This is a genomic window from Kitasatospora sp. NPDC033851 (assembly GCF_055576085.1).
Map to the genome: position 1 here is coordinate 1 of NZ_JBVIRL010000015.1, position 20141 is coordinate 20141.

The window sequence follows — 20141 nt, forward strand, 5'->3', positions numbered from 1 at the left end:
GCACCGCCGATCGTGCTGCCCTGGAGGGTCCGCCATGACCACCGTCCCCACGTACACTCCGTCCGCAGTCGCCCCCGCCCACGACACCCCGGCGGGGGCCCCCCCCCCCCCCCCCCCCCCCCCCCGGGGCGCCGCCCCCCCCCCCCCCCCCCCCCCCCCCCCCCGGGGGAGGGGGCGGGTCAGGCGGCGGCCCGCTGGTGGGCACGGACGCTGGTGACCAGCTGGTCACGGATCCGGGCCGGGACCTCGGGCGCGAAACGGGCCAGGTAGTGGTTCAGATGGGCCTCGTCACCGGTCAGGAACGGCAGGTCGAAGACCAGCAGCTTGCGCACCGCCAGCAGCGGCACCGGCGCGCGCAGCGGCCGGAACGACCGGTTCCACAGGCCCGGCTCCTCACACCCCGGGTGGAACTGCCCGATCATCAGGCCCTGTTCGACGAACTCGTCCTTGGCCTTGCGCTGCGCCTCGTCCAGCACGCAGGAGGCCCGGTCCAGGCCGGGCAGCACCAGCAGCACGGTCAGCAGCTCGCGGTCCGACTCCTCGCTCAGCTCGGCGAGCAACTCCTCGTAGCGGGCGCGCAGTTCACCCACCAGCGCCGGCAGGTCGCCGCCGCTGTCGCCGTCGCCGCCGTCGCTGCCGTCGGGGACGGCGATGTGGAACAGGCCGCGGCGCAGCGAGGGCTGGGTGTAGGGGCAGACGGGGCCGCTGCGGCCGAGGTCGGGGTGGGCGGTGGTGAGGAAGCGGCGGGCCCAGGCGAGGACCTCGACGGCCTCGGGGTGGGCCGCGGCCCCTCCCGCGTCGATGCGCTCGGCGCTGAACAGGCGCAGGGCGCCGGCGGTGGCGGTGGCGGGCGCGGTCACCGGGGCCCCCGCCACATCGGGGCCAGGCGGGGCCCGCCGCCGGGCAGGGCGATGGCCTCGCCGAAGCGGGTGAAGCCGTGGGTGGCGCACAGGTGGGCGCCGCCCACGGAGCTGGTCTCGGCGTAGGCGGCCTGGCCGTCGGCGTCGACCTGAGCCAGGACGGCGTTCAGCATCGCCTCGGCGGCGCCGGCGGTGCGGGCGTCGGGGCGCACCCCGACGAACGCGAGGTAGTGGTGGGGGCGGTGGCGCGGGTGGCGGCGCGTCTGCAGGTGGGTGATGGCGGCCAGGCGCCGGGCGGACTCGCCGTGGTGCCCGGCGTCGATGGCCTCGGTCAGGGCGCGGGTGGCGGCGCCGTCGGCGCGGCCCGGGTCCTCCCACACGCCCGGGGGCAGGAACAGCAGCGCCCCCAGCAGCCGCCCGTACGCGGTGTCCTCGTGGGCGACCACGACGCCGTCGTGGGCCAGGCACTGCTCCAGGTGGACGCGGAAGAAGGCGGGCAGCACCCGCGCGCGGTGGTCGGGGTCGGGGAAGGCCCAGAGCATCAGCGCGTCGTCGGCGAAGGCGTCGGCGAGCAGCCGGGCCAGGGCGGTCGCCTCGTCGGGGCGGGCCCGGCGTACGGCGGCGCGGACGGCGGGCCGCCGGGCGGTGGCGGTGGCGGTGGCGGTGGTCAACGGACACTCTCCTCGGGCGAGGCGACGGACGAGGGGGCGGGTGTGGGGGCGGGTGTGGGGGCGGACGGGCGGGCAGGCGGTTCTGCGTACGAGGGGGCGGGCGGTTCGACGGCTTCGGCGGCGGCTTCGGCGGCCAGCGCGGCGACGCGCGCGTGCAGGCGCGGCAGCCACGCCTCCGCCTCGGGCTTGATCAGCACGCTGCGCAGCACCCGGGCGCTCTCGGCGTCGGCGGTGACGTCCGGGTGGCGGCGGGTGAAGTCGGCGGCGTCCACGCGCAGCACGCTCAGGTACACGGGGTCGTGCTCGTCGGCCGTGCCCCGGCGCAGGACGCGCTCGCTCGCGGCGTCGATCGCGGACAGCGCGGGCGGGGCGGGCGGCGCGGGCGGGGCGTTCGGGGTGGGGAAGTAGGTGACGATGTCCAGCTGCGGCCGCTGGTGCAGCGTCAGTTCGCCACTGGCCTCGATCAGGTCGGCCCAGGCCAGGGCGGTGCGCCGGCCCGCGGCCAGTCCGGCGCCCAGTCCGTCCGGGGTGAGCGGCAGCAGTTGCAGGGTCAGCCACAGGGCGGCGGCCGAGGCGCCGGCGCGCGAGCACTCCAGGCTGATCTCGCCCAGGTGCAGTTCGGCGTCGGTGAAGTAGGTGTACGGGGAGTCGTGGGCGAAGTGCCGGCCGATGGCGGGGTCGGCGAACAGCACCGCGCCGCAGCCGTAGGGCTGCAGGCCGTGCTTGTGCGGGTCGACGGTCACCGAGTCGCAGCCGGCGATCGCCCGCCACGGCGCCGGGTCGATGCGAAGCTCCGCCGCCCGCGCGTCGTCGGCGGCCAGCACCGCGAAGAACCCGCCGTAGGCGGCGTCCACGTGCACCCGCGCCCCGTACCGGCGCGCCAGCGCCAGCACCTCGTGCACCGGGTCGACCGCGCCGAGCCCGGTGGTGCCGCAGGTGACGACGACCGTGCCCACCCGCCCGGTGCGCAGCAGCTCCTCCAGCGCGCCCGCGTCCATGCGCCCCTGGGCGTCGGCGGCGACCGCGTACCCGTCGACGCCCAGCACGTGGCACATCCGGCTGTGCGTGTAGTGCGCCTGCGCGCTGTAGGCGACGCCCCGGCCGGGGTGGCTCTGGCGCGCCACGTACAGCGCCTCCAGGTTGGCGATGGTGCCGCTGCTGGTCAGGTGGCCCACGTGCGCGGGCAGGCCGAACATCGCGGCGAGCTGGGCCACGCACTCGCGTTCCATGTCGTTGGTGGCCGGCCCGCCCTCGTAGGCGTGGTTGTTGGGGTTGAAGCGCATCGCCGTCAGGTAGCCGACCAGCGCCGCCGGGTGCGGGGGCTTGACCATCTGCCCGGCGTAACGCGGGTGGAAGAACGGGTAGTTGTGCTCCAGGCGCTTGGCGAAGCGCTCGAACGCGACGGCGAAGTCCGCCTCGTCCACCAGGTGCGAGGGGTGCGCGGCGAAAGGCCCGAACCGCTCCCCCCACCGTTCGGCCACCTCGGCCGCCCTCGGCAGCCAGTACCGCAGGTCCACGCTGGGGCCCTTCCCTTCGAGTCCTTCGAGTCCTCCGCGAGCCGAGTGCTGCGCGAGCCGAGTGCTCCGTGAGCCGAGTGCTCCGTGAGTGCTTGCCGAGTGCTCCGCGAGCCGAGTGCTCCGAGTGCGAGCCGAGCGTGCCGCGAGCCCACCGGGCCCGGGGCTGCCCCGCCTCGCGAGCGTTCCTCGAGTGCGTCCCGAGCCACGGTCGTGGCGCCGCGCAAGCCGCCCGCAACACCCGCAGCTCACCGCCGCCGCACCCCGAAACCACCCCCGGCCACCGCGGCGCCACGCCCGCCCGCACCGCCTTGCCGCGCACTCCCGCACCGCCCGCCCGCCCCAGCCGGACCCCAGCCGCGCGCAAGGCGGCGCTGCTGCAATCACCCCCGGACCAGGCCGCCCCGGCACCCGCCGGGCGCGCGGGGGAGCAGCATGCGGGAGGAACGCGCGATGGTGACCAGACGCAGGATGATCGGCGCCGCCCTGGCGACCGGGGGAGGGGTCCTGCTCGTGCGCACCGCGGTACGCCCGGCCGCCTCCGCCGCCCCCGCCGCGTCCGCGCAGGACGCCGCCGCCGGCCAGGACACCGCCGCCGCGCAGGCCGCGGCCGGCCACACCCACCCCGCGGGCACCGACGCCCCCGACCCGGGCCCGGACACCGGCCCCGCCCTGGCCCCGAAGTTCACCACCACGCTGCCGCTGCCCCCGGTGCTCAGCCCCGTCTCCACCGACGGCGGCGCCGACACCTACACCGTCACCATGCTCCGCTCCTTCGCCCGCATCCTGCCCGGGCACCGCACCGAGGTCCTCACCTACAACGGCGCCTTCCCCGGCCCCGTCATCCGCGCCCGCTCCGGACGGCCCGTGGTCGTGCGCCAGACCAACCTGCTGGACGACGCCGTCTCGGTCCACCTGCACGGCTCCAAGGTGCCCGTCGCCAGCGACGGCGGCCCGATGAACCTGCTCGGCGCCGGCGCCAGCCGCACCTACACCTACCCCAACGACCAGCCCCACGCGAGCCTGTGGTTCCACGACCACGCCCACCACACGGAATCCGAACACGTCTACCGGGGCCTGGCCGGCACCTACCTGCTCACCGACGCCACCGAAACCGCCCTGCCGCTGCCCGCCGGCCGCTACGACCTGCCCATCGCCCTGCGCGACGCCCGCTTCGACGCCTCCGGCCACCTCGTCTACCGCATGGACGACCCCTTCAACCGCACCACCATCCTCGCCAACGGCCGCCCCTGGCCCAAGGCCGAGGTCGCCGCCCGCCGCTACCGGCTGCGCCTGCTCAACTCCTCCAACCTGCGCTTCTTCTCCCTGCGCCTGGCCGACGGCGGCCCGATCACCCAGATCGGCTCCGACGGCGGCCTGCTGGAACGCCCCCACACCACCGACACGATCGACCTCTCACCCGGGGAGCGCGCCGACGTCGTCATCGACTTCTCCCGCTACCCCATCGGCTCCTCCGTGGTCCTCACCAACTCCATGCCGCCGGGCCCCGCCGAACACGTCGGCCAGGTCATGCGCTTCGACATCGTGCGCTCCGCCCCCGACCCCAGCAGCGTCCCCGACCGGCTGCGCACCCTGCCCGCCCTCGGCGCGGCGGCCCGCGAACGCACCGTCGTGCTCAAGGTCGACGAGACCCCGGGCGCCGCGCGCGGCCTGATCGACGGCAAGGTGTACGACCCGGCGCGCGTGGACGCGGCGGTGGCCTTCGGCACCTCGGAGATCTGGACCGTCGTCAACGCCAACACCGACGTCCCGCACAACTTCCACCTGCACCTGGTGCAGTTCCGCGTCCTCGAGCGCAACGGCACGGCACCCGGCCCCGAAGAGGCCGGCCTCAAGGACACCGTGCGCCTGCTGCCCGGCGAGAGCGTGCGCCTGCACGCCACCTTCGACTCCTACCGCGGCCGCTACCCGTACCACTGCCACCTGCTGGACCACTCGGCGATGGGGATGATGGCGCAGATGGAGATCAGCTGACGCACACCGGCTGACACACACCCGGCTGACGCACACCGGCCCGCCGTACCGCCCGGGCCCCGGGCCCCGGGCGGTACGGCGGGCCGGATCGACGGCCCGTCAGGACGCGTGGATGCCCTGCCCGGGGGCCAGGATCCCCGCCGGGTCGAAACGGCGCTTGGCCCGCACCACCCGCTCCCACAGCCCCCCGTAGTGACGCCGCCAGTCCGCCCCCGTCATCCCCGGCACCGCCCCGATCAGGTACCGCTTGCCGCCCAGCTTGACCGCCCGGTCGTACAGCCGCCGGTTGCGCTCCAGCATCGCCGCCGTGTCCGCCCCCGGCCCCGGGAACGCCAGCAGGTCGAAGTGCCAGCCCACCGCCTCCTGCGGCAGCACCGCCAGCGGCGCCCGCACCCGCTCCCGCGCGTACGGGTAGAACAGCAGCAGCCCCGCCCCCAGATCCGCCGCCGTCAGCACCTCGGCCGCCTCCGCCATGAACACCCGCGCCGTCGACGCGGGCAGGAACACGCTCAGCCACGGCTTCGCCAGCCCCCACAGCCCCGCCGCCCGCAGGTACCCCGCGAACGCGTCCACCCGGAACGCGTACTCGCGCCAGCCCTGCTCCACCACCGACACCCCGCCCGCCGCCGGCGACAGCCCCGCCAGCAGCGCCTCCCGGTCCACCGCCTGCCCCGCGTCCGCGAACGCCACCAGCTCCGCCTTGTACCGCCACCGCGACCCGTCCGCGCTGCGCTCCACGTCGCCGACCTGCAGGTCGAACCGGCCCTGGGCCAGCACCTTCTCCTGGTCGGCCAGGTAGGTGTCCAGGTCGTCGTAGAACAGCTGGAACACGTGGGCGCGCTCGCGCACCGGCACCAGCGCCAGCGTCGCCCGCACGATGATCCCGGCCTGCCCGCCGCCGGCCAGCACCGCCTCGAACAGTTCCCGCTCGCGCGCGGGCGACGCCGTCACCAGCTCCCCGGTGCCGGTCACCACCTCCACCTCCAGCACCCGGTCCGCCTGCAGGCCGTAGTGCTGCACCGCGCCGCCGATCCCGCCCACGCTCAGCGTCCCGCCCACCGACAGGTGCAGATAGTCCGTCAGGCACGGCGGCACCCAGCCCTGCGCCAGCCCCGCCTCGACCACCTGCGCCCAGGTCGCCCCGGCCTCCACCACCGCACGCCCCGGCCGCACCGAGACGACCTTCGACAGGCCGCGCGCGTCGATCGCGATCCCGCCGCGGGGGTTGGCCTGCCCGTAGCTGGAGTGCGACTCCAGCCCCGCCTCGCCGACCTGCGCCACGTCCCCGCTCTGCCCGTTGACCGCCACCGGGATCCGGTGCCGGGCGGCGAACGCCACCACCCGCTGCACATCGCGCACCGAGCCGGGCCGCAGCACCGCCCGCGGCGCCGCGGACACCAGGTGCCCGAAATCGGAGGAGAACCGCTCCAGATCCGCCCCCTGCAGCGTCACCACCCCGTCCAGGGCGGGAAGTCGCGCGACACCGGCGCCCGGCTCGGCGGCCCACGCCCGCGCCGAGGTGTCCCAGCCGACGACGGCGCCGCCCGCACCCGCGGCGGCACCGGCGAGAAGCGCACGCCGCGACAGCCCTGACCTGCTCATATAAGAATCTCTCCGATCAGTCGTCACAAAGGGATTGTCGTACCGCAACCATCCCGCGGCCACCTACCGCCCCGCACGCCCCGCCTGCTGCTCCGTCAGCCGAAGGTCCGTCACCGTGTGCTCCCACATCCGCACCTGGTACGCCGGCGCGCCGGCCGGGATGCTCGCCGCCGCCGCCCGGGCCTGCGCCAGCAGCGCCTCCCGCGCCTCGGGCAGGTGCGCCACCCGCGGGCCCTCGGCCGCCTCCCGCAGCACCAGGGCCAGCTTGAAGGCGTACACGTGCGGGCTCACCGCGAACAGCGTCCGGTACACCCACAGCCCCTCCTCGCCGTGCAGCACCCGCTCGTTGTGGCTCAGCAGCCGCACGCGCGCCTTCAACACCAGGTCCCCGTGCACGTTCGTCCCGCTCATGGGTCTGTCCCCCTTCGTCGCTTCGCTCGCTCCCCGCCCCCTCCTCACGCGGCCCGCGGGCACGACGGCGCCACGCACCGGCCGCCCGCAGCGGGGCGACGGCACGTCAGGCCGTGGAGAGGGGGAGGGGATGTCGCACGAGTCTGCGGGCCGCGCCCACCGCGCGGCAAGACGAAAACGGGGTGCGCTGCGTCCTACCGAAACCTTGCCTGACCTGGCAGGATTGGGGTCGGCACCCTCCCGGGGCCCGGGGAAGGGGCCGCCGGCGGGAAGCCCTGGCGGCGGCCGGACTAGCCTGGGCGCATGTTCATTCTCGAGCTGAGCTACACCGCACCGCTGGAGCAGATCGACGCCGCGCTGGCGCAGCACGTCGCGTGGCTGGAGGCGCACTACGCGGCGGGCACCTTCCTCGCCTCGGGGCGCAAGGTTCCGCGCGAGGGCGGGATCATCCTGGCGGTGGGGGAGGACCGGGCCGCGATCGAGGCGCTGGTGGCCACCGACCCGTTCGTGGTCGCCGGGCTGACCGCGTACACGGTGACGGAGTTCCTCGCCACCACCACCGCGCCCGTCCTGGACGACTACCGCCAGCAGCTGCCCGGCTGATCCCGCGGGAAAGAGTTGTGCCGCCGTGCCCCGGACCGCCTGCCGCGGTTCGGGGCACCGTCGCGTTCTGGCTACGATCGGTGAGCACGGGCAAGGACGGGTACGGCACACAAGTCGCAAATCGGCGGGAGTAGACGGATGGCACACGCACGGGCCGGGCAGCCGGCGCAGCCCGGTGACCTGGTGGACGTGGCGCGGCTGGTGACGGCGTACTACGCGCTGCACCCGGATCCGCAGGAGCCCGGGCAGCGGGTGGCGTTCGGGACCTCGGGGCACCGGGGCTCGTCGCTGGACGCGGCGTTCAACGAGGACCACATCGCCGCGACCACGCAGGCGATCTGCGAGTACCGCGCCGAACAGGGCGTCGGCGGGCCGCTGTTCCTGGGCGCGGACACCCACGCCCTCTCGGAGCCGGCCAAGGTCACCGCCCTGGAGGTGCTGGCCGCCAACGGCGTGCACGTGCTGATCGACGCCGCCGACGGCTACACCCCCACCCCGGCGGTCTCCCACGCGATCCTCGCCCACAACCGGCGCAGCCCCCGCGCGCTGGCCGACGGCATCGTGGTCACCCCCTCGCACAACCCGCCGCGCGACGGCGGCTTCAAGTACAACCCGCCCAGCGGGGGCCCGGCCGGATCCGAGGCCACCGGGCGGATCCAGGACCGCGCCAACGAGCTGATCCGCGAGGGCCTGCGCGGGGTGAGGAAGGTCCCCTACGCGCGGGCCCTGAACGCGGCCACCACCGCCCGCCACGACTACCTGGGCACCTACGTCCAGGACCTGCCCTCCGTCCTGGACCTGGACGCGGTGCGGGCGGCGGGCCTGCGCATCGGCGCGGACCCGCTGGGCGGCGCGTCGGTGGCCTACTGGGCGCGCATCGCCGAGACCCACCGCCTGGACCTGACCGTCGTCAACCCGCTCACCGACCCGACCTGGCGGTTCATGACCCTGGACTGGGACGGCAAGATCCGCATGGACTGCTCCTCGCCGTCCGCGATGGCCTCCCTCATCACCCGCCGCGACCAGTACGCCATCGCCACCGGCAACGACGCCGACGCCGACCGGCACGGCATCGTCACCCCCGACGGCGGCCTGATGAACCCCAACCACTACCTCGCGGTGGCCGTCGACTACCTCTACCGCCACCGCGCCGACTGGCCCGCCGACGCCGGCATCGGCAAGACCCTGGTCTCCTCCTCGATGCTCGACCGCGTCGCCGCCGACCTCGGCCGCACCCTGGTCGAAGTCCCGGTCGGCTTCAAGTGGTTCGTCGACGGCCTGCTGGAGGGCTCGATCGGCTTCGGCGGCGAGGAGAGCGCCGGCGCCTCCTTCCTGCGCCGCGACGGCGGGGTGTGGACCACCGACAAGGACGGCATCCTGCTGGCCCTGCTCGCCTCCGAGATCACCGCCGTCACCGGCACCACCCCCAGCGCCCGCTACCGCGAACTGACCAAGCGCCACGGCGCCCCCGCCTACGCCCGCGTCGACGCCCCCGCCGACCGCGAGCAGAAGGCCCGCCTGGCCCGCCTGTCCCCCGAACGGGTCGGCGCCGGCGAACTCGCCGGGGAGAAGATCACCGCCGTCCTCGCCAACGCCCCCGGCAACGGCGCCGCCATCGGCGGCATCAAGGTCTGCACCGACAACGCCTGGTTCGCCGCCCGCCCCTCCGGCACCGAGGACGTCTACAAGATCTACGCCGAGTCCTTCCACGGCCCCGACCACCTCGCCCGGGTCCAGGACGAGGCCCGCGCCCTGGTCGGCGAGGTCCTCGGGAACTGAACCCGCCCCAGCCCCGGGCCGGCCGACACCGGCCCGGGGCACCGCACGACCGCCCGGCACCGCACCCGGCCGCTCAGCCGTACCCGGCCGCTCAGGGCCGTACCGGCACCGCCGCCACCACGGGCCCGGCCCGGCGCTCGTCGCGCGTGGTCGCCGCCGCCACCGCGCACGCCGCCACCGCCAGCACCGCCGCCGCCAGCGGGAACCACCGCCCGCCCAGCACCGCGACCGCCGCCGACCCCACCGCACCCCCGGCCGCCGTCCCCAGGTACAGCGCACTGCTGTTCAGCGAGATCAGCAGCGGCGCGCTCGCCGGATCGATCGACGCCAACCGGTGCGGCAGCGCCACCGACACCGCCCACCCCGCCAGCGGCACCACCATCGCGTACACCAGCGCCCCCGGCATGCTGCGCCCCAGCCACGGCAGTGCGGCGAACGCGCCCGCCGCCACGGCCGAGCCGGCCAGCAGTACCCGCCGCACCCCCGCCCGGTCCACCAGGCGCCCGCCCAGCCAGCTGCCGGCCACCGACATCACGCCGCAGGTCAGCAGGACGAGGCTCAGCCGGTTGGCGTCGCCGCCGGTGGCACCCGAGACGGCGGTGGCCAGGTAGATGTAGACGCTCTGGAAGGCGAGGAAGAACACCAGCGTGGTGGCGGCCGCGCCCAGCACCCGGCGCTGGGCCAGCGGCGCCAGGCGGGCGGCGAGGGTGGGGGCGGCGGCGGGGGCGGGCAGGTCGCGCAGCAGCACCGCCAGGCCGGCCAGCGCGGCCACGCCCAGGGCGGTGACCAGCCACATCGTCAGCCGCCAGTCGGCGCGCCCCACCCAGGTACCCAGCGGCACGCCGAGGGCGGTGGCCACCGTCATCCCGCCGAGCACGGTCGCCAGCGCCCGTCCGCGCCGTTCGGGGGCGACCAGGGTGGTGGCCACCGCGTTGGCGGTCGGCGTGTAGAGGGCGGCGCCGGCGGCCGCCAGCACCCGGGTGGCCAGCAGCAGGCCGTAGGTGGGGGCGAGCGCGCTGAGCGCGTTGGCCGCGCTGAACACCGCGAGCGCGCTCAGCAGCAGGCGCCGGCGCGGCCAGCGGGCGGTGAGCGCGGCCAGGACCGGGGCCAGCAGCGCGTAGCCGAGCGCGAAGACGGTGACCAGCTGGCCGGCGGCCGGCACCGACACCCCCAGGTCGGCGGAGATCGGGCCGAGGATGCCGGCGACGACCATCGAGTCGGTGCCCATGGCGAAGGTGCCGAGGGCGAGCAGGAGCAGACGTACGGGCACGGGTGAGCCCCCCCGATGACAGATTGTTGGATGGACGTGCAACAGTTTGAAGCTCGTCAAACACTCGGGGATGGGTGGATGATTGTCAAACCATTCATTCCCCGTCATTCCCAGCGGCCCGGAGGCTGAGCGCCATGAGCGTCACGAGCGCCACGACTGTCACGAGCGCCACGAGTGTCACGGGCGGGGACGAGCGGCTTCCCCAGCCCGCCACCGCCGACATCGACCTCGTCACCGTCCTGCACGCCCTCGGCGACCCGGTCCGCCTCACCCTGCTGCTCAGCTACGCCGACGACGCCGAGCACTCCTGCGACCCCCGCGGCCTCGGCCTGGAACGCCTGCACAAGTCGACCGTCTCCCACCACATGCGCGTCCTGCGCGAAGCCGGCGTCACCACCACCCGCGTCGCCGGCCGCAACCGCTTCGTGCGCCTGCGCCGTGCGGACCTCGACACCCGCTTCCCCGGCCTGCTCGACGCCCTCCTCGCGGCGGCCGCGACTCCCGCCTGAGCAGCCGGAATCGCACCCTGGCGCGCCGGAGGAGGCGCCGGATGAGGCGCCGGGGGGCCGCCCGGGCGCACGCGCAACTCCAGTGCGCGGCAACCCCGCTGCCGGGGCCGTGGCCCGGCTCATGGCGCCTGGTTCCGCGGCGAGGCCGGGCGCGCGGCCGGCGCGCGCCCGGCGTCGTCATCGCCGTCCTGCGGGCCGTGCCGGGGGTTGCTGTCGTCCGAAGGCGCGTTGCCGGAGGGCGGGTTACCGGAGGGCGGGTTACCGGAAGGCCGGGGCGAGGGTGCGGGCGAGGGCCGCCACCGGGGGGAGGAAGCGGGCTGCGGCCTCGCCCAGCAGATGGGTGTGCAGGGCGCGCTGGTGGGCGGCGCCGACGAGCAGGAGGGCCGCGGCCGACGGGTCGAGCGCGGCGGGGAGCCGGCCGGCGCCCTGGCGGGCGCGGACGGCGCCGGCGACCGCCCCGAGGGCGAGGTGCGGGCCGAGTTCGCCGTCGCGCTCGGCGAGCAGCCCGCGCAGCCCGGCGTCGGACTGGACGGCGCCGAGGATCGGCATGATCCGGCGGTAGAACTGTTCGAGGCGGGTGAGCAGGGCGGCGAGGTCGGCCTCCAGGTCGGCTTCGGGAGCGTCGGCCTCGGGTTCGGCCTCCGGTGTGCCGAGGATGGCCGTCGCGTCGGCGAAGGCCGGCAGGTGCAGCCCGATGACGGCCTGGAGCAGGCCCAGCCGGTCGCCGAAGTGGTAGAAGATGCTCGACTCCGCGACGCCCGCCCGGCGCGCGATCTCCTTGGTGGACAGCGCCAGTCCGGCCTCCCCGAGCACCTCCTCGGTCGCCTTGAGCACCGCCTCCCGTACCCCGGTCGAGGGCCGACCGCTTCGCGCCTGGGCCATGCCCGGCCTCCGTTTCTCCATGCCGTCCCGACTACTTGAGTAATCGCTCAGTAAGAGGTTAACTTACTGATGGATCGCTCAGTAAGTCGCTCGGCGATCCGCTTGCCACCGCATGTGGCAATCCGTTTCGGCAGTCCGTTTCGGCAATTCGCCTGGCAGTTCGCCTGGCATCCGCCTCGGGAGGGGACCCCCATGACCACCGTCGAGTACCGCAAGAACGCCGTCCGCCGCCTCTACAAGGCACTTGAGGCCGGGGACGTGGACGTCGCCGACGAGCTGTTCACCGCCGACTTCGTCACCAGCGAGGGCCTGCACCAGAACGTCCGCGGCCCGCAGGGCTTCAAGGACGCCATCCGCGAGGTGCACGCCACCCACAGCGACCCGTCGTTCGAGATCCTCGACCTGCTCGGCGAGGGCGAGGACGTCGTCGTGCGCTGGCGGATGACGGCCACCCACACCGGCCCGCTGATGGGCCTGCCGGCCACCGGCAAGCGCGTCAGCACGGAGGCCTTCGCCCTGTTCCGCTTCGTCGGCGACCGCATCAGCGAGCGGCACGCCGTCATCGACCGGCTCGGCCTGGTGCAGCAGCTCAAGGGCGAGTGACCCGGGGCCGGGCGCCCCGGCTGCCGCCCAGGGCCCGGCGCCCGGACCTCGCGTAGGGTACGGCTCCGTACGGCTCCGGGCGCACCCGGGGCGCCGGGGGACAGCGGGAAGGACGGATCGTGCCGATCAGGGGCGTGCTCTTCGACGTCGACGACACCTTGTTCGACTACTCGGGGTCGGAGGAGACCGGCATCCTCGCCCACCTGCGGGACCTGGGCCTGCTGGGCCGCTTCCCGGCGCCCGCGGCGGCGGTGGCGCTGTGGCGCGGCGTCATGGAGGAGCAGTACGCGCGGTTCCTGGCCGGCGAGCTGACCTTCGCGGGCCAGCAGTACGAGCGCACCCGGCAGTTCCTCGCCCGCCTGGGCGAGGACGACGCCGAGCACCTGTCCGACGAGCGGGCCGCCGCCTGGTTCGCCGGGTACGCGGCGCACCGCGACGCGGCCTGGGCCGCGTTCCCGGACGCCGCGCCGGTGCTGGCCGCGCTCGCGCCCGCCTACCGGCTCGGGATCGTCTCCAACTCCTCGGCCGGCCACCAGCGCGGCAAGCTGCGGGCCGTCGGCCTGCTGGGCCACTTCGACGACGCCGTGCTGGTCTGCTCCGACGAGCACGGCGAGGCCAAGCCCGCCCCGGGCATCTTCCGGGCCGGCTGCGCGCGCCTGGGCCTGGCCCCGCACGAGGTCGCCTACGTGGGGGACAAGTACGACCTCGACGCGCTCGGCGCCCGCGACGCGGGCCTGCACGCCTTCTGGCTCGACCGGTCCGCCGACGGCGCCCCGGTGGCGGACGGCGTGCACGTCCTGCACTCCCTCGAGGCCCTGCCCGCCGCCCTGGGCGCGGCCCCGAGCGGGGGCTGACGGTCCCGTTCCGCCGTCCGCCGTCCGCCGTCCGCCGTCCGCCGGGCGTCCGTTCGCCGGGGCCGCACCCGCCCGGCCCCGGGGCTTCCCCGGGGCCGGGGGAGCGAGCTGCCCCGGGCAGGCCCCCACGCGTCCGTGACCTACAGTCAGATCATGCGCGCACACAGCGATCACGGCAGGTCCGGGGGACATCTGCCCACCCTCACCGCCCTGCGCTTCGCCGCCGCCCTCGCCGTCTTCCTCTTCCACGCCTTCCTCACCGCCGACCCGCTGCGCCCGCAGGCACCCCTCACCTTCTTCGCCGACCGTCCCCTCGCCGGCGCGCTCGCCCACGCCACCTCCAAGGCCGGGTACGCCGGAGTGTCCTTCTTCTTCGTCCTCAGCGGCTTCGTCCTGACCCGGTCGGCCCGGGAGGGGGAGAAGCCGGGCGCCTTCTGGCGCCGGCGCCTGGCCCGGATCTACCCCACCCACCTGGTGATGTGGGCGGCCGCGCTCCTGCTGTTCGCCCAGACCGCACCGGTGCGCACCTGGCTGCCCAACCTCCTGCTCGTGCACGCCGAATCACCCGACCCCAACATCAACTCGGGTATGAACATGCCCAGTTGGTCGCTCTGCTGCGAGCTGCTGTTCTACCTGCTCTTCCCGCTCCTGCACCGCGCGCTGCGCCGCCTGCCCGACCGGGGCCTGCGGCCGGCCATCGCCCTGGCCCTGACGGCCGCCGCGGCCGTGGCCGCCGCCGACGACGCCCTGCTGCCCGACCGACCCCGGATCCCCCAACTACCGGTATCCCTCGACCAGTTGTGGTTCGGCTACCTCTTCCCGCCGGCCCGCCTGCCGGAGTTCGTCCTCGGCATGCTCCTCGCCCGGGCCGTCGCCGCCGGCCTCGCCCCACGCCCCGGCCTCACCCCCGCCGCCCTCCTCGTCGCGCCCGCCTACGCGCTCACCCTCGCGGTCCCCGCCCCGTACGACTTCACCCTGCCCATGCTGGTGCCGCTGGCCCTGCTCGTCTGCGCCGCCGCCCACCGCGACCTCCACCACCCCGCCCCCGCCCGCCCGTTCGCGCAGTGGCTCGGGGGCGTCTCCTTCGGCTTCTACCTCTGCCAGGGCGTCGTCCTCTTCCACGGCCGCCCGCTGCTCCTGGGCGAGCGCACCTACCCCGCCCCGGTCGCGGCCGCTCTCACGCTGGCGGCGTTCGCGGTGACGCTGGGGGCGGGGGCGCTGACGTACGCGGTGGTGGAACGGCCCGCGGTGCGGCACCTGGCGCGGGCGGGCACGGCGGCGCGGGGGAGGGGATGGGCGGGCTGAGCGGCGCCCGCCCCCGCCGCGTTGAAGGCCCCTGGCGGAGCGCACGTCGGGCCCCGGCCGCGGCGCCCGTGCGGGCCGGGGCGGCGCCGGGCCGCCGGGCCGGTGCGCCTACCGCGTGACCACCGCCCCGTCGTAGACGTTGTCCGGCGTGACGATCCCGGTGATCGCCCGGGCCAGGAGCGTGGACGGCTCCTGGCCCTGGACCGTGGAGTCGGTGTTGATCTCGATGACCAGCGTGGCCTGCTGCGCGGGCAGGTAGACGGTGACGGTCTCGTACCCCGGGATGGAGCCGTTGTGCCCGATCCACCCGTTGGCGTCGAAGATGCCCAGGCCGTAGCTCGTCCCGGGGAAGCCGGTGGGCAGGGTGGTGAGGCGCTGCGCCTGGGTCCCGGGGCTGAGCAGCCGCCCGGTGGCGAGGACCTCGGCCCAGTGCCGCAGGTCGTGCAGGTCGGAGATCATCGCCCCGGCCGCCCAGGCCCAGCTGGGGTTCCAGTCGGTGGCGTCGGCGGTGGCGCCGCTGAGCGTCTGGTCGGTGTAGCCGCGCGGGTGCGGCTGCGGGAACTCGGGGCCCTGCGGCAGCAGGGTGCGGTGCAGCCGGGAGGGGCGCAGCACCCGCTCGCGCAGGAACTCGGCGAGCGGGCGCCCGCCGGCCTTCTCGACCACCAGGCCGAGCAGGACGAGGTTGGTGTTGGAGTACTGGAACTCCTGGCCCGGGTCGAAGGTGTTGTCGTGCCTGAAGCCGTAGGCGAGCGCCTGCTGCGGGGTGAAGGAGCGCTGCGGGTCGCTCAGCAGGTCGTGGATGAAGTCCGGGTCGGAGGTGTACGGGAACAGGCCGCTGCGCATCTCGGCGAGCTGGCGCAGCGTGATGCAGTCGCCGTTCGGCACGCCGTCGACGTAGGCGGAGATCGGGTCGTCCAGGCCGACGCGGTGTTCGTCGACGAGTTCGAGCAGCGCGGTGACGGTGAAGGTCTTGGTCTCGCTGCCGATGCGGACGTAGGAGTCGGTGCGCATCGGCGCGCCGGTGGCGGTGTCGGCGACGCCGGTGGCGCGCACGTAGCACCCCCGGCCGGGCATCCACAGGCCGACGACGACGCCGGGGATGGCGGCCTGGCGGCGCACGGACTCGATGGCGGTGTCCAGGCGGGCGGTCAGGTCGGGGTCGAGCCCGTCGGGCGGGCAGTCGTCCCCGCCGTGGCGGGTGTCGTACCGGTGGTTGCCCGTGGGGTGGACTCCCGCGGGGCGGGCGGTCGCGGTGGCGGGGGCCGCCGTGATCGGGGCCAGCACGGATGCCACGACCAGGGCGGCGGCGAACAGTCTGCGGTGGTGGGTGCGTCGCACGTCGGGGCGCCTTTTCGGGTCGGGGGAGCGGACCCACGCCAGCATCACCAGCCCGACCGGCCGGGTACGCCCCCGCGCGGGACGCGTCCTGGCGAATCCACCCGTACGGAGCCCGCGCCTGGCCCATGCGGCCCCGTGCCGCCACGCGGTCGGTCCCGGTGCGGGCGTGCCGTCGGTTCCCCGGGCGGGCGGCGGTCGGGCTCGGGGGCTCAGAGGCTGCGGGCGGTGATGTCGCCGTGCGGGGTGGTGGCGCGGATGTCCAGGACGGCAGTGATCGCGGCGGGGGTGTCGAACTTCTGCACGGTGTTCTCCGGTGTCTCGGCCGGCGGTGTCTCGGCCGGCCAGTGCTTCGGCCGGCCGGTCGGGCGATCTTTCTGACACCGGAAACGCTACGTTGCTTTCCAGGTAGCGACAACATGTTCGTTGCGTCAGACGGCCATATCTGCAGGTGGGATGCGGGAAAGTGTTGCAACGGTTCTGTCAGTAGCGCAACGGCATGAGACTTGTTCATTGCAATGGATGAGAGGTGAACGCTATCGTGGGGATCAAGGACCACCACGAGGCACCACCGAGGAGACCGCGATGCCGGGAGGCCGACTCACCCAGCAGGAACGCCAGCAGATCGCGCTGGGACTGGCCGACAGCCTCCCCTACGCCGAGATCGCCCGGCGCCTGGAACGCCCCACCTCCACCGTCACCCGCGAGGTGATGCGCAACGGAGGCCCCACCGCCTACCGCGCCGACCTGGCCCACCGTGCCACCGAACGCCGCGCCCACCGGCGCGGACCCGCCGCCGCCCGCGGGCCGCAGCCGGCCCCCCACGCCCACGGCCGCGACGCCGAGGCCGTGGCCGACTACGAGGAGACGCTCACCACCGTCATGATGGGCACGGGCCTGTCCAAGATGACGGCCCGGGTGCTGACCTGCCTGTTCGTCACCGACGCGGGCAGCCTCACCGCCTCCGACCTCGCCCACCGCCTCCAGGTCAGCCCGGCCTCCATCTCCAAGGCGATCGCCTTCCTGGAGAGCCAGAGCCTGGTGCGCCGCGAACGCGACGAACGCCGCCGCGACCGCTACATCGTCGACGACGAACTCTTCTACCAGGCGACCATCGCCAGCGCCCGCGCCAACGACCAACTCGTCGCCACCGCCCGCGAAGGCGTCGCCGTCCTCGGCGCCGGCACCCCCGCCGCCCACCGCCTGGAGAACGTCGCCCGCTTCCTCGACTTCATCAGCGAGAGCATCCTGCGCGCCGCCGAACAGGCCCGCGAGGTCCTGCACACCAAGCCCGCCGCGCCCGGCGGCACGTCCTCGCCGTCCTGAGACCCCGTCCGGGCGTGTACGCCCACTCAGGCGTCAGGCGTCAGGCGTCAGGCGTCAGGCGTCAGGCGTCAGGCGTCGGGTGCCGGGTGCCGGGCGTCAGGCGGCCGCCGGGGGCAGGTGGCGGGCCGCCACGAGATCGGCCATGGTGCGCAGCCGGGTGAAGTAGGCGGCGCAGTACTCCTCGTCGAGCACGGGCACGGCCCTGCCGAGGCCGGCGATGCACGCCCACAGGACGGCGACGCCGTCGGCGTCGAGTCCGCCGCCCAGCTCCCGCCGGACGAGGCCGGCCACGTCGGCGTCCAGTTGGATCAGGTCCGCGCCGTCGATGTCCACGCCGCGAAAGCTCTCCGGGAACGGGGCCTGCCGGTGCTCCTCCCACAGACGGGCCAGGCGCTCCTGCGGCTCGCCCGGACCGGGCTCCCCAGCAGCCGGCCCCGCCTGCGACGGCGGGCCCAGCAGCAGGGCGACCGTGTCGAACACGGCGCGCAGCAGATCGACGGCCCTGAGCGGGTTCACGACGCCGCTGCTCACGGCACCCCGCGCGATCCGCTCACGCAGCCGCACCGCGCGCTCCAACTCCCCGGCCAGGTACGCCGGGACGAGCCCCGCGTCGCCGGCCCGCCGGACCAGCTCCCGCAACGGGGCGTCCTCGTCGGCCAGCCGCCCCGCCAGGACCTGCTCCAGGGCCGACAGGGAGTGGGTGACGGCCACGGTGGCGAACTCGTACCGGTAGAAGGAATGCCGGATCAGCTCGCGGGAGGTCTCCAGCGCGCTCATGACGGACATCGACGCGCCCTCGGGTAGCACCAGCTCGGCGACCAGGGGATGCATGCCCGCGTAGTCGGGCACGACGCTGCGCACGCGCAGGTCCGGAACAGGAGTCTCCATCCCCGCAGTCTCCCCGCCCACGAGCCGCCGATGCCACCGGATTCGCACCCCGGCCCACGGGACGTACCCGCCGACTCCCCATCTGGCACAGTGTCAGGCCACTGATATAACGTAAAGCCCGAACAGCCTAGGACCGGGGAGCGGCCAGGGATGCGATCACCATGACCGACACTGACACCAGCAGCGGCAGCGGCACCGACGGCCCGGCCCAGGCCCCGCCCGACCTCCACGACCGCCTGGGCCACGCCATCAAACGGGCCGAGCAGGCACTCATCGGCGAGAAGACCCGCGTGCTGCGCACCGTCGACCTGACGGTCCCCCAGTACGTCGCCCTGCTCGTCCTGCAGCAGTCCACCACCGGCCTGTCCGGCGCCCAGCTCGCCCGCGCGTGCATGGTCACGCCGCAGACCATGACGACGGTCCTCGCCAACCTGGAACACAAGGGCCTCATCACCCGCGAGACCTCCAGCGTCCACCGGAAGGTCCTCGTGGCCACGCTCACCCGCTCCGGCCGCACCCTGACCAGGAAGGCCGACACCCTGGCCCGCGCCGTCGAACAGCGCCTCGCCGACGCCCTCGACACCACCGAACAGGCCCAGCTGCGCGACCTCCTGGAACGCTCCACCGCCGCCCTGCGCGACACCGACCCAACCCCGGCCCGCGCCGCCCGCCACCCCGAGGAACCCCGATGACCGACACCCCCGACAGCCCCGCCGCCCTCGCCCCCGGCACCGTCCTGGTCCTGGTCGACCTCCAGCACTGGATCGTCAACCGCCCATCCGCCCCACTGACCGGCACCGCCGTGGTCCGCTCCGCCGCCCGCCTGAAAACCGCCTTCGAAACGGCCGGCCTGCCCGTCGTCCTGGTCCGCTACGCCCGCATCGACGGCAGCGACGGCGGCCCCGACTCCCACGCCAACCGCTTCGCGCCCGAGGTGGACGCCCGCCCCGGCAACGAGGTCGTCACCAAGTACGGCATCGACGCCTTCGAGGGCACCGACCTCGCCGACCGCCTGCGCCGCCTCGGCGCCACCGCCCTCGTCGTCGCGGGCATCACCACCGAGTACGGCGTCGGCGAGACCGTCCGCACCGCCGTCACCCTCGGCTACCCCACCACCGTCGCCGAGGACGCCGTCACCGCCCTGTCCGCCCCCGCCCACACCGCCGCCCTCCACACCTTCCGCGACCTGGGCGCCACCGTCACCGCCACCGACACCCTCCTCGCCACGCAGGCCTGACGAGACACCGAGGGCGCGGACCCCCCGCCGGCTCCGCTCACCCGCGCGCGGACAGCTGCGCGCGCACCCACTCCACCGGGGGATTGGTGTGCGCCCGCCCCGCCACGAAGACCGTCGGCACCGTCTCGTTGCCCTCGTTCACCGCCCGCGCGGCCGCCGCCCCCTCGGGATCGCGCCAGATGTCCACCCAGTGCACCCGGCGCGCATCGCGGCCCAGCCGCAACCGCAACCGCAGGCAGTACCTGCAGCCCGGCCGCCACAGGACCACCGGCCGCCCGTCGGCCGCGCTGCGCCGCTGCGCCTGCGCCACGCTCACCGAACGCGGGAAGACCAGCGGCGAGTTCACGAGCGCGCACAGCACGAACACCAGCAGGAAGGCCGCCGCCGGCCCGAGGCTGCCCCGGGAGGCCAGCCCGGCCGCGACGACCGAGCCGCACAGCAGGAGCAGTACCGGCATGATCCAAGGGCGCGTCATCGGATGTCTCCGGGGATACCCC

Annotated in this window: 20 protein-coding genes; 10 read left to right on the top strand and 10 right to left on the bottom strand. The window is 75.0% G+C overall.

Annotated features, from left to right (window positions below; all coding sequences use genetic code 11):
- Positions 1-179: 179 nt before the first annotated feature.
- From ACZ51D_RS25795 to ACZ51D_RS25805, 3 genes are read right to left on the bottom strand one after another with little or no spacing between them, the layout of a single operon-like run.
- A complete protein-coding gene (locus ACZ51D_RS25795) occupies positions 180-860 on the bottom strand; it encodes a DUF6875 domain-containing protein (RefSeq protein WP_465614973.1) in 681 nt (226 codons plus the stop codon).
- Positions 857-1531 carry a hypothetical protein gene (locus ACZ51D_RS25800; RefSeq protein ID WP_465614974.1) on the bottom strand — a complete coding sequence of 225 codons (675 nt, stop codon included), beginning with the start codon at positions 1529-1531 and terminating at the stop codon, positions 857-859. The genes ACZ51D_RS25795 and ACZ51D_RS25800 overlap by 4 nt, the downstream gene beginning before the upstream one ends.
- Positions 1528-3048 carry a pyridoxal phosphate-dependent decarboxylase family protein gene (locus ACZ51D_RS25805; protein WP_465614975.1) on the bottom strand — a complete coding sequence of 507 codons (1521 nt, stop codon included), beginning with the start codon at positions 3046-3048 and terminating at the stop codon, positions 1528-1530. Before ACZ51D_RS25805 ends, ACZ51D_RS25800 begins: the two co-directional genes overlap by 4 nt.
- A gap of 450 nt (positions 3049-3498) precedes the next feature.
- Here ACZ51D_RS25805 and ACZ51D_RS25810 point away from each other — a divergent pair, with 450 nt between their 5' ends.
- Positions 3499-5040: a multicopper oxidase family protein gene (locus ACZ51D_RS25810; protein WP_465614976.1), complete on the top strand. Its 1542-nt coding sequence runs from the start codon at positions 3499-3501 to the stop codon at positions 5038-5040.
- Positions 5041-5139: 99 nt separating this feature from the next.
- Here the strand turns inward: ACZ51D_RS25810 and ACZ51D_RS25815 are convergent, their stop codons facing one another.
- Together ACZ51D_RS25815 and ACZ51D_RS25820 are read right to left on the bottom strand one after the other, a co-directional pair.
- Entirely contained in the window at positions 5140-6642 is a 1503-nt protein-coding gene (locus ACZ51D_RS25815) for an FAD-binding protein (RefSeq protein ID WP_465663651.1), read from the bottom strand.
- Between the two features lie 63 nt (positions 6643-6705).
- Positions 6706-7053, bottom strand: coding sequence for a hypothetical protein (locus ACZ51D_RS25820; RefSeq protein WP_465614978.1), 348 nt, complete (start codon positions 7051-7053; stop codon positions 6706-6708).
- Between the two features lie 303 nt (positions 7054-7356).
- Between ACZ51D_RS25820 and ACZ51D_RS25825 the strand changes: the two genes are divergently transcribed.
- The gene (locus tag ACZ51D_RS25825) at positions 7357-7656 is read left to right on the top strand and encodes a YciI family protein (protein ID WP_465614979.1); all 300 of its coding nucleotides are present in this window, start codon (positions 7357-7359) and stop codon (positions 7654-7656) included.
- 138 nt (positions 7657-7794) lie between these two features.
- Positions 7795-9435: a phosphoglucomutase (alpha-D-glucose-1,6-bisphosphate-dependent) gene (pgm, locus tag ACZ51D_RS25830; RefSeq protein WP_465663652.1), complete on the top strand. Its 1641-nt coding sequence runs from the start codon at positions 7795-7797 to the stop codon at positions 9433-9435.
- 91 nt (positions 9436-9526) lie between these two features.
- Here the strand turns inward: pgm and ACZ51D_RS25835 are convergent, their stop codons facing one another.
- Positions 9527-10705 carry an MFS transporter gene (locus tag ACZ51D_RS25835; protein ID WP_360509402.1) on the bottom strand — a complete coding sequence of 393 codons (1179 nt, stop codon included), beginning with the start codon at positions 10703-10705 and terminating at the stop codon, positions 9527-9529.
- A gap of 134 nt (positions 10706-10839) precedes the next feature.
- Here ACZ51D_RS25835 and ACZ51D_RS25840 point away from each other — a divergent pair, with 134 nt between their 5' ends.
- Positions 10840-11214 (top strand): ArsR/SmtB family transcription factor, encoded by a 375-nt coding sequence (locus tag ACZ51D_RS25840; protein WP_465663653.1) that lies wholly within the window; start codon positions 10840-10842, stop codon positions 11212-11214.
- 258 nt (positions 11215-11472) lie between these two features.
- Here ACZ51D_RS25840 and ACZ51D_RS25845 read toward each other — a convergent pair whose 3' ends face one another.
- Positions 11473-12096 carry a TetR/AcrR family transcriptional regulator gene (locus ACZ51D_RS25845; RefSeq protein WP_465663654.1) on the bottom strand — a complete coding sequence of 208 codons (624 nt, stop codon included), beginning with the start codon at positions 12094-12096 and terminating at the stop codon, positions 11473-11475.
- A gap of 192 nt (positions 12097-12288) precedes the next feature.
- Here ACZ51D_RS25845 and ACZ51D_RS25850 point away from each other — a divergent pair, with 192 nt between their 5' ends.
- The 3 genes from ACZ51D_RS25850 to ACZ51D_RS25860 all read left to right on the top strand — a co-directional run bounded on the left by ACZ51D_RS25850 (position 12289) and on the right by ACZ51D_RS25860 (position 14858).
- Positions 12289-12699: an ester cyclase gene (locus ACZ51D_RS25850; protein ID WP_360509408.1), complete on the top strand. Its 411-nt coding sequence runs from the start codon at positions 12289-12291 to the stop codon at positions 12697-12699.
- A 119-nt stretch (positions 12700-12818) separates the two neighbouring features.
- Positions 12819-13553 (top strand): HAD family hydrolase, encoded by a 735-nt coding sequence (locus ACZ51D_RS25855; protein WP_465614983.1) that lies wholly within the window; start codon positions 12819-12821, stop codon positions 13551-13553.
- A gap of 153 nt (positions 13554-13706) precedes the next feature.
- Positions 13707-14858, top strand: a complete 1152-nt coding sequence (locus ACZ51D_RS25860) for an acyltransferase family protein (RefSeq protein WP_465614984.1) — start codon at positions 13707-13709, stop codon at positions 14856-14858.
- A 108-nt stretch (positions 14859-14966) separates the two neighbouring features.
- Here ACZ51D_RS25860 and ACZ51D_RS25865 read toward each other — a convergent pair whose 3' ends face one another.
- Positions 14967-16196 (bottom strand): serine hydrolase domain-containing protein, encoded by a 1230-nt coding sequence (locus ACZ51D_RS25865; RefSeq protein ID WP_465614985.1) that lies wholly within the window; start codon positions 16194-16196, stop codon positions 14967-14969.
- Positions 16197-16778: 582 nt separating this feature from the next.
- Between ACZ51D_RS25865 and ACZ51D_RS25870 the strand changes: the two genes are divergently transcribed.
- Positions 16779-17519, top strand: a complete 741-nt coding sequence (locus ACZ51D_RS25870; RefSeq protein ID WP_396290370.1) for a helix-turn-helix domain-containing protein — start codon at positions 16779-16781, stop codon at positions 17517-17519.
- A 96-nt stretch (positions 17520-17615) separates the two neighbouring features.
- Here the strand turns inward: ACZ51D_RS25870 and ACZ51D_RS25875 are convergent, their stop codons facing one another.
- Entirely contained in the window at positions 17616-18407 is a 792-nt protein-coding gene (locus ACZ51D_RS25875) for a hypothetical protein (protein WP_465614986.1), read from the bottom strand.
- Positions 18408-18568: 161 nt separating this feature from the next.
- On the opposite strand from ACZ51D_RS25875, the gene ACZ51D_RS25880 reads away from it, so the two are divergent.
- The gene (locus tag ACZ51D_RS25880) at positions 18569-19099 is read left to right on the top strand and encodes a MarR family winged helix-turn-helix transcriptional regulator (RefSeq protein WP_465614987.1); all 531 of its coding nucleotides are present in this window, start codon (positions 18569-18571) and stop codon (positions 19097-19099) included.
- Positions 19096-19644, top strand: coding sequence for a cysteine hydrolase family protein (locus ACZ51D_RS25885; protein WP_465614988.1), 549 nt, complete (start codon positions 19096-19098; stop codon positions 19642-19644). The genes ACZ51D_RS25880 and ACZ51D_RS25885 overlap by 4 nt, the downstream gene beginning before the upstream one ends.
- 37 nt (positions 19645-19681) lie before the next feature.
- On the opposite strand, the gene ACZ51D_RS25890 is transcribed toward ACZ51D_RS25885, so the two are convergent.
- Positions 19682-20119, bottom strand: a complete 438-nt coding sequence (locus ACZ51D_RS25890; protein WP_465614989.1) for a glutaredoxin domain-containing protein — start codon at positions 20117-20119, stop codon at positions 19682-19684.
- Between the last annotated feature and the right edge of the window lie 22 nt (positions 20120-20141).

What these genes read in the sequence shown, in the direction of transcription:
- ACZ51D_RS25810 (WP_465614976.1), top strand. Translation starts at nt 3,499, where the DNA reads ATGGTGACCAGACGCAGGATGATCGGCGCCGCCCTGGCGACCGGGGGA.
- ACZ51D_RS25815 (WP_465663651.1), bottom strand. Translation starts at nt 6,642, where the DNA reads ATGAGCAGGTCAGGGCTGTCGCGGCGTGCGCTTCTCGCCGGTGCCGCC.
- ACZ51D_RS25820 (WP_465614978.1), bottom strand. Translation starts at nt 7,053, where the DNA reads ATGAGCGGGACGAACGTGCACGGGGACCTGGTGTTGAAGGCGCGCGTG.
- ACZ51D_RS25825 (WP_465614979.1), top strand. Translation starts at nt 7,357, where the DNA reads ATGTTCATTCTCGAGCTGAGCTACACCGCACCGCTGGAGCAGATCGAC.
- pgm (WP_465663652.1), top strand. Translation starts at nt 7,795, where the DNA reads ATGGCACACGCACGGGCCGGGCAGCCGGCGCAGCCCGGTGACCTGGTG.
- ACZ51D_RS25840 (WP_465663653.1), top strand. Translation starts at nt 10,840, where the DNA reads ATGAGCGTCACGAGCGCCACGACTGTCACGAGCGCCACGAGTGTCACG.
- ACZ51D_RS25845 (WP_465663654.1), bottom strand. Translation starts at nt 12,096, where the DNA reads ATGGCCCAGGCGCGAAGCGGTCGGCCCTCGACCGGGGTACGGGAGGCG.
- ACZ51D_RS25850 (WP_360509408.1), top strand. Translation starts at nt 12,289, where the DNA reads ATGACCACCGTCGAGTACCGCAAGAACGCCGTCCGCCGCCTCTACAAG.
- ACZ51D_RS25860 (WP_465614984.1), top strand. Translation starts at nt 13,707, where the DNA reads ATGCGCGCACACAGCGATCACGGCAGGTCCGGGGGACATCTGCCCACC.
- ACZ51D_RS25870 (WP_396290370.1), top strand. Translation starts at nt 16,779, where the DNA reads ATGCCGGGAGGCCGACTCACCCAGCAGGAACGCCAGCAGATCGCGCTG.
- ACZ51D_RS25875 (WP_465614986.1), bottom strand. Translation starts at nt 18,407, where the DNA reads ATGGAGACTCCTGTTCCGGACCTGCGCGTGCGCAGCGTCGTGCCCGAC.
- ACZ51D_RS25880 (WP_465614987.1), top strand. Translation starts at nt 18,569, where the DNA reads ATGACCGACACTGACACCAGCAGCGGCAGCGGCACCGACGGCCCGGCC.
- ACZ51D_RS25885 (WP_465614988.1), top strand. Translation starts at nt 19,096, where the DNA reads ATGACCGACACCCCCGACAGCCCCGCCGCCCTCGCCCCCGGCACCGTC.
- ACZ51D_RS25890 (WP_465614989.1), bottom strand. Translation starts at nt 20,119, where the DNA reads ATGACGCGCCCTTGGATCATGCCGGTACTGCTCCTGCTGTGCGGCTCG.